The organism is uncultured Microbacterium sp., from assembly GCF_963521645.1.
Taxonomy (GTDB): Bacteria; Actinomycetota; Actinomycetes; order Actinomycetales; family Microbacteriaceae; genus Microbacterium.
Window position 1 is genome coordinate 1 of the sequence record NZ_CAUQVQ010000123.1, and the last position, 5469, is coordinate 5469.

5 protein-coding genes and 1 pseudogene are annotated in these 5469 nt (G+C 69.5%); 5 read left to right on the forward strand and 1 reads right to left on the reverse strand.

Features of this window, described 5'->3' with window-relative positions; genetic code table 11:
* A pseudogene (locus RWO82_RS14975) lies at positions 1-281 on the reverse strand (amino acid ABC transporter permease); the annotation flags it as partial.
* A gap of 156 nt (positions 282-437) precedes the next feature.
* On the opposite strand from RWO82_RS14975, the gene RWO82_RS14980 reads away from it, so the two are divergent.
* Genes RWO82_RS14980 through RWO82_RS15000 form a run of 5 tightly spaced genes read left to right on the forward strand, consistent with a single transcriptional unit; the run spans position 438 to position 5465 of the window.
* Positions 438-1793, forward strand: a complete 1356-nt coding sequence (locus RWO82_RS14980; protein ID WP_314428326.1) for a glutamine synthetase family protein — start codon at positions 438-440, stop codon at positions 1791-1793.
* Positions 1774-2526 carry a gamma-glutamyl-gamma-aminobutyrate hydrolase family protein gene (locus tag RWO82_RS14985; RefSeq protein ID WP_314428327.1) on the forward strand — a complete coding sequence of 251 codons (753 nt, stop codon included), beginning with the start codon at positions 1774-1776 and terminating at the stop codon, positions 2524-2526. Before RWO82_RS14980 ends, RWO82_RS14985 begins: the two co-directional genes overlap by 20 nt.
* Positions 2523-3878 carry an aldehyde dehydrogenase family protein gene (locus RWO82_RS14990; protein ID WP_314428328.1) on the forward strand — a complete coding sequence of 452 codons (1356 nt, stop codon included), beginning with the start codon at positions 2523-2525 and terminating at the stop codon, positions 3876-3878. Before RWO82_RS14985 ends, RWO82_RS14990 begins: the two co-directional genes overlap by 4 nt.
* Positions 3879-3922: 44 nt before the next feature.
* Entirely contained in the window at positions 3923-4702 is a 780-nt protein-coding gene (locus RWO82_RS14995; RefSeq protein WP_314428329.1) for a 3-oxoacyl-ACP reductase, read from the forward strand.
* Positions 4703-4736: 34 nt separating this feature from the next.
* Entirely contained in the window at positions 4737-5465 is a 729-nt protein-coding gene (locus RWO82_RS15000) for a GntR family transcriptional regulator (protein WP_314428330.1), read from the forward strand.
* Positions 5466-5469 lie beyond the last annotated feature (4 nt).

Genomic DNA, 5469 nt, shown 5'->3' on the forward strand with positions numbered 1-5469 from the left:
GTGTGCGGCATCGCGGCGGCCATCTCGCCGATCGCGAAGATCATGCCGTAGTACATCGCGACGAGGATGACGAAGGCGATGAGCATGCCGCCGAACCCGGCGAAGTCGATGCCAAAGTTCCAGCCCGAGAAGTCGCCCGAGATCACCGCGGCGACCGCGAGGCCCCACAGGCCCCACACTCCGGCCGATCGCTTCAGGGTCCGTTTCTCGAAGTACTCGCTCCCGGCGCGTGTATAGGTCGCTCCGGCGACCTTGCGGGATTCGTTGCTCTGCTGGGACATCTGCTCTCCGTTCGCATGCGTGCCGGCACCGGGTGCACCTTGCGGTTGATTGTGACAGTCAATGGTGGTTTCGTCTACCTTTAAACGTCGAGGTGATCTACTCTGAGGGCGAAGCCGGTCGGCCGATCGCTTCACCGCAGGAGAACGGAGCGTCAGATGTCGGGCAACCTGAGCATCGAACAGCTGGATGCCGGCATCGCCGCCGGCGAGATCGACACCGTGATCGTGGCCTTCGCGGATGCGCAGGGCCGCCTGGTCGGTAAACGCGTGTCGGCGCGGCTGTTCCAGGAGGACATCCTGGCCCACGGTGCCGAGGCGTGCGACTATCTGCTCTCGGTCGACGTCGACATGAACACCGTCGACGGCTACGCGATGTCGGGCTGGGATCGCGGCTACGGCGACATGGTGCTCAAGCCCGACGTCGAGACCCTTCGCAACATCCCATGGCTCGAGGGCACCGCACTGGTCATGGCCGACCTCGTCTGGGAGAACGGCGAGGCGGTGGGGCCGTCGCCCCGGGCGATTCTCGACCGTCAGCGCGAGCGCCTCGCCGAGCGTGGGTGGACAGCCTACTCCGGCACCGAGCTCGAGTTCATCGTCTTCGAGGACACCTACCGCGAGGCCTGGGCGCGCAAGTACGAGGGATTGACGCCCGCCACCGACTACAACGTCGACTACAACCTGCTCGCCTCCACGCGCATGGAGCCGCTGCTGCGCGACATCCGCAACAGCATGGACGGTGCGGGCCTGTACTGCGAGGGCGTGAAGGGCGAGTGCAACTTCGGTCAGCAGGAGATCGCGTTCCGCTACGCCGAGGTGCGCGAGACAGCTGACCAGCACGCGATCTACAAGAACGGCGCGAAGGAGATCGCCGAGCAGCACGGCAAGTCGCTCACGTTCATGGCCAAGTTCAATGAGCGCGAGGGCAACAGCTGCCACATCCACCTGTCGCTGCGCGACGAGTCGGGTGCTCCGGTGATGGCGGGCGACGGCGAGCACGGCTTCAGCCCCGTCATGGAGCACTGGATCGCCGGCATCCTCGCCACCCTGCGCGAGTTCACCCTGCTGTTCGCGCCGAACATCAACTCGTACAAGCGCTTCGCGAAGGGCAGCTTCGCCCCGACGGGCGTGGCGTGGGGCATCGACAACCGCACCTGCGCGCTGCGCGTGGTCGGCCACGGATCGGGCCTGCGTGTCGAGAACCGGGTCCCCGGCGGCGATGTGAACCCGTATCTCGCCATCTCGGCGATCATCGCGGGTGGACTGCACGGCATCGAGAACGAGCTTCCGCTGCCCGAGCGGTTCACGGGCAACGCCTACGAGGATGCGGTCGACCACCTGCCGACCACGCTGCGCGAGGCCGCGAAGCTGTTCAGCGAGTCGACCATCGCGCGCGCGGCGTTCGGCGACGACGTCGTCGAGCACTACCTGAACCAGGCTCGCATCGAGGTGGAAGCCTACGACGCGGCCGTCACCGACTGGGAGCGCATCCGTGGCTTCGAGCGACTCTGACCCCGCGCCGCTGATCGGCGTCACGACGTACCTGGAGCGCGCGCAGCAGGGGGTGTGGGATGTGCGGGCGGCCTTCCTGCCCGAGCAGTACCTCACGAGCGTGATCTCGGTCGGCGGTGTCGCGCTGCTTCTGCCTCCACAGGATCCGGATGCCGCGGATGCGGCGATCTCGGGGATGGACGGCCTCGTGCTCTCGGGCGGTGCGGATGTGGCCCCCGAGCTGTACGGCGAAGACCGGCATCCGCTCACCGACCCCGCCCGCGTCGACCGCGACGCCTGGGAGCTCGCCCTCTTCCGGGCGGCGGAGCGGCGCGGCATCCCGGTGCTCGCGATCTGCCGTGGTCTGCAGCTTGTGAACGTGGCCCGCGGCGGCACGCTGCAGCAGCACCTGCCCGAGTCGCTCGGCACCGAGAAGTACCGCATCGGCGGGGGAGTGTTCGCGGAGAACGACGTCGAGGTGTCGACCGAGACCCCGCTCGCCGACATCATCGGCGAGACCGAGATGCGCGTGCACAGCTACCACCACCAGGGCGTCGATCGTCTCGGCGACGGTCTCGTGGCGGCGGCGCACTCCGACGACGGGCTCGTGCAGGCCGTCGTCGACACCTCGGCCGGCCACATCGTCGGCGTCCAATGGCACCCCGAGGAGAACGCCGAGGACCGGCGTCTCTTCGCCGACCTCGTCTCACAGGCCCGCGCGTTCGCCGCGCGGCGGAAGGAGGACGCCCGATGAGCGCGTTCACAGTCATCAACCCGTCGACCGGTGCGGCGATCCGCGAGGTCGCACGCGCCGACATCGGAGAGACGGATGCCGCCATCGCGCGCGCCGTCGCGGCGCAGCGCCGATGGGCCGCGCTCGCCCCGGTCGCTCGGGCCGATGCGCTCCGCGCCTTCGCTCGCACGGTCGAGGGCGCCGCCGAAGAGCTCGCGCAGCTGGAGGTGCTGAACTCCGGGCATCCGATCGGCTCCGCGCGGTGGGAGGCAGGGCATGTCGCCCAGGTGCTCAACTACTACTCGGCCGACCCCGAACGGCTGTCGGGTCGGCAGATCCCGGTGGCCGGCGGACTCGACGTCACCTTCCACGACCCCTACGGCGTGGTCGGGGTCATCGTGCCGTGGAACTTCCCCATGACGATCGCCGCGTGGGCGTTCGCGCCGGCGCTCGCCGCCGGGAACGCCGTGGTGCTCAAGCCCGCCGAACTCACCCCGCTCACCGCCATCCGTCTGGGGGAGCTCGCTCTCGAAGCGGGCCTTCCCGAAGGGCTGTTCGAGGTCGTCACCGGCTCGGGCTCGGTCGTCGGGCAGCGGCTCGTCGAGCATCCTGATGTCCGCAAGGTCGTGTTCACCGGATCGACCGAGGTCGGCATCGAGGTCGCCGCCGGATGCGCCCGAGCGCTCAAGCCCGTCACGCTGGAGCTCGGCGGCAAGAGCGCCAACATCGTCTTCGCGGATGCCGACCTCGAGAGGGCCGTCGCGGCGGTTCCGGGGTCGGTGTTCGACAACGCGGGTCAGGACTGCTGCGCGAGGAGCCGGCTGCTGGTGCAGCGATCGGTGTACGACCGCGTCCTCGAGATGCTCGAGCCCGCTGTCGCCGCCTGGCGGGTGGGCGACCCGTCGAGCATCGACACCGACATGGGACCGCTCATCTCGGCGGCGCACCGCGACACCGTGGCGGGGTTCCTGGACGACGCGGATATCGCGTTCCGCGGCAGTGCTCCCGAGGGCGACGGCTTCTGGTTCGCCCCGGCCGTGGTGCTCGCCGACCCGTCCGACCGCATCGCGCAGCAGGAGGTGTTCGGCCCGGTCGTCGCGGTGATTCCGTTCGACGACGAGGCCGATGCGATCCGCCTGGCGAACGACACCGCCTACGGTCTCGCCGGGTCGATCTGGACTGAGAATCTCGGCCGCGCCGTGCGCGTCTCGCGAGGGGTGCAGAGCGGCGTGCTCTCGGTGAACTCGCACTCCTCGGTGCGGTACGCCACACCGTTCGGCGGCATGAAGGCATCCGGACTCGGGCGTGAGCTCGGTCCCGACGCCGCCGAGCACTTCACCGAGACCAAGAACGTCTTCTTCGCGACCGACTGATCGCGACGCCGGACCCCACTTCCTCACAGCAACGGAGAACACACATGACCATCGATCTGACTCAGCGTCTCAAGGACCGCGTCGCCATCATCACGGGTGGAGCGAGCGGAATCGGGTTCGCCACGGCCCAGCGCTTCGCCGCCGAAGGGGCGTTCGTCGTCATCGCCGACGTCGACCCTGCGACGGGCGAGAAGGCCGCGGCGGAGGTCGGCGGCGCCTTCCGTCCGGTCGACGTGGCCGACGAGGCGAAGGTGAACGCGCTGTTCGACGGCGTGGCGGAGGAGTTCGGCCGTATCGACATCGCGTTCAACAACGCCGGCATCTCGCCCGCCGACGACGACTCGATCGAGACGACCGAGCTGCCCGCCTGGGACAGGGTGCAGGACGTGAACCTCAAGAGCGTGTACCTGTGCAGCCGCGCGGCGCTGCGCCACATGGTGCCGGCCGGTCGCGGGTCGATCATCAACACGGCCTCGTTCGTGGCGCTGCTGGGGTCGGCGACGTCGCAGATCAGCTACACGGCGTCGAAGGGCGGCGTGCTGGCGATGTCGCGCGAGCTCGGCGTGCAGTTCGCTCGACAGGGGGTGCGCGTGAACGCGCTGTGCCCGGGACCGGTCAACACCCCGCTGCTGCAGGAGTTGTTCGCGAAGGACCCCGAGCGTGCACAGCGCCGCCTCGTGCACGTGCCGATGGGGCGCTTCGCCGAGCCGTCGGAACTCGCGGCTGCGGTGGCCTTCCTCGCGTCGGACGACTCGTCGTTCATCACCGCCAGTGCCTTCGTGGTCGATGGCGGCATCACCAACGCCTACGTCACTCCGCTGTGAAGCGGGGTCATGTCGCTGTGACAGGCTGAGACGCATGAGCGAGCACCACTCCGACGGCGATCTCGTCGGAGTGCGCCGCGCGGTCTACCGGCCCCTGCGCCGAGGCAACGCCCTGGAAGACGCCGTTGCGCGCCTCGTGCAGACCATCCGTCTCGGCGTGGTCGCACCGGGGGAGTCACTCCCGCCCGAGCGCGAGCTCGCGGCATCCTTCGGAGTGAGTCGCGACACCGTGCGCGAGGCGATCCGCGAACTCGCCGACACCGGATACCTCGTGCCCAAGCGCGGGCGATACGGCGGCACGTTCGTCGCGGATCCGCTGCCTCAGCCCTCGGATGCCGGCGCGGTCACCGAGGCCGAGATCGACGACGTCCTGGGGCTGCGCCGCGTGCTCGAGACGGGAGCCGTGCGGGCCGCGGCGGGGCGCTCGCTGGATGCCGCGACACGCGCCGACCTGTGGGCCCGCCACGAGGCTGCGCTGCCGGCCGGGCCGGACGAGTACCGCCGCCTCGACACGCTGCTGCACCTCGCGATCGCCGAGGCCGCGGGAGTTCCGTCGCTCGTGGCTCTCGTCGCGGAGAACAGGGCCGACGTCAACGCCTGGCTCGACACCTTCCCCCTCATGCCGCGCAACATCCAGCACTCGGGCGAGCAGCACGAGCGGATCGTCGCCGCGATCCTCGCCGGACGCCCCGACGCCGCGGAGGCGGCCATGCGCGATCACCTCGCGGGCTCTGAGGCGCTGCTGCGCGGCTTCCTGCTCTGACACG

Bases quoted from the DNA above. Each gene is read 5' to 3' on its own strand.
- RWO82_RS14980 (WP_314428326.1), top strand. From the start codon at position 438: ATGTCGGGCAACCTGAGCATCGAACAGCTGGATGCCGGCATCGCCGCC.
- RWO82_RS14990 (WP_314428328.1), top strand. From the start codon at position 2,523: ATGAGCGCGTTCACAGTCATCAACCCGTCGACCGGTGCGGCGATCCGC.
- RWO82_RS14995 (WP_314428329.1), top strand. From the start codon at position 3,923: ATGACCATCGATCTGACTCAGCGTCTCAAGGACCGCGTCGCCATCATC.
- RWO82_RS15000 (WP_314428330.1), top strand. From the start codon at position 4,737: ATGAGCGAGCACCACTCCGACGGCGATCTCGTCGGAGTGCGCCGCGCG.